Source organism: Nocardioides malaquae, assembly GCF_015070385.1.
In the GTDB taxonomy this organism is placed as follows: Bacteria; Actinomycetota; Actinomycetes; order Propionibacteriales; family Nocardioidaceae; genus Nocardioides; species Nocardioides malaquae.
In genome coordinates this window covers 1-261 of record NZ_JADCSA010000581.1, presented here as the reverse complement: position 1 = coordinate 261, position 261 = coordinate 1, and the positions used below count along the sequence as shown (strand labels likewise).

Annotated in this window: 1 protein-coding gene; it reads right to left on the bottom strand. The window is 50.2% G+C overall.

Annotated elements, in window-relative coordinates:
- On the bottom strand, window positions 1-261 hold a 261-nt coding region (locus tag IEQ44_RS16085; RefSeq protein WP_193639436.1), incomplete at both ends, for a tail fiber assembly protein.

The following is a 261-nucleotide window of genomic DNA, read 5'->3' as shown; positions in this document are numbered from 1 at the left end:
CGGATCCGGAACAGTTTTTCTGCTTCCGTATCCTTCACCCAGGCTGTGCCGTTCCACTTCTGAAACTCCCCTTCCGGCGATAACCAGGTAACATTTTCCGGTAACGGACCGAGTTCAGAAATAAATAACGCGTTGCCGGAAGCCACGTCATAAACCGTTTTACCCCGATGATCTTCAACGAGATGCCACGATGACTCATCACTGTTGAAAACAGCCACGAAGCCAGCCGGAATATCTGGCGGTGCAATATCGGTACTGTTT